Below are 1,063 nucleotides of genomic sequence, written 5' to 3'. Positions count from 1 at the left end.
GAAGAAGCATATGAGATTCACGAGATGCTTATAAAAGTGTCTCAGTTATTGCTCATCTTACAACAAGACCTCAAGATGACACCACTGGCAAAAGGACTAAGTTTACAACTCCAAAGTATACAGGAACAGTACAATCGGTTGTTTAGTAAGGGAGAAATACCTAAAAAAATTTTGAATAATCAGACAATAAAAGAGAGACGTCTCATGAGACGTCTCTCTTTTATTGTCCCAAAATATGGCGTATATCCGACAGTTCCATATTTGTAAACTTCGCAATATCTTCTATATCCATGCCATTTTTATGCATGCCCTGGATCAATTGAATTTTTCCTTCTTGAATGCCTACTTCTTTTCCTTTTTCAATTCCCTCTTGAAGCCCTTCTTCTCGCCCTTTTTTCTCTGCATACTTATATTTAGAGGCTTCATCGATAAGAGCCTTCTGTCTTGCTTCATACGACATACGGAACGCAGGGTCTTGACTCATCTTTTCCCACTTTTGCATCGCATCTTTTAAAATCGGATCTCGATTCATGGCGATCTCCTCCAGTGTATGCGTTAATTGTGAGTCCTCGTTTGCGGATAGTAACAGTAACCATCTCACAAAAGAATCTTCCCACGGATTTACTTGTTCTTCTTTCCATTGTGCCATTAATTTTGGGATTTCAATTACGTGTAATTCTAAATCGTCTAAGAGTAGCTTTTGTAACTTGATATCCCACAGTTTTCCTGTTGTATGGAATGTTTCGTATTCTGTGAAAACAGGAAAGTTTAAAATATTAATGGTGATGGTTTTTCTAAGTGCATCATAAGAGCCACCTTTTTGCATTTGAGAAGCATATAAGCGACTCCAATAATACAAACTGCGCTTTAAAAAATCATGTTGGTCATTGAGCTGGATTTCAATTGAAATTTGGGTATTATCGTCTAAAGTTGCTAATACATCTAGAATAGACAATTTGTCCTTTTCATATTCACGGTGTAAATGTGGATCTTCTATTTTCAGCGTTTGAATTGGTGAAGAGAGCGAAGACGCTAAAATCACGTTCAAAAATTGCATTAAAAT

Annotated in this window: 1 protein-coding gene; it reads right to left on the bottom strand. The window is 36.5% G+C overall.

Annotated elements, in window-relative coordinates:
* Nucleotides 1-220: 220 nt before the first annotated feature.
* The coding region (locus ATL10_RS30860; protein WP_110498418.1) for an Rpn family recombination-promoting nuclease/putative transposase at nucleotides 221-1,063 on the bottom strand (843 nt) is incomplete at its 5' end.

The organism is Bacillus sp. 196mf (genome assembly GCF_003217275.1).
In the GTDB taxonomy this organism is placed as follows: Bacteria; Bacillota; Bacilli; order Bacillales; family Bacillaceae_G; genus Bacillus_A; species Bacillus_A thuringiensis_S.
This window is presented reverse-complemented; position numbering and strand designations above follow the sequence as displayed.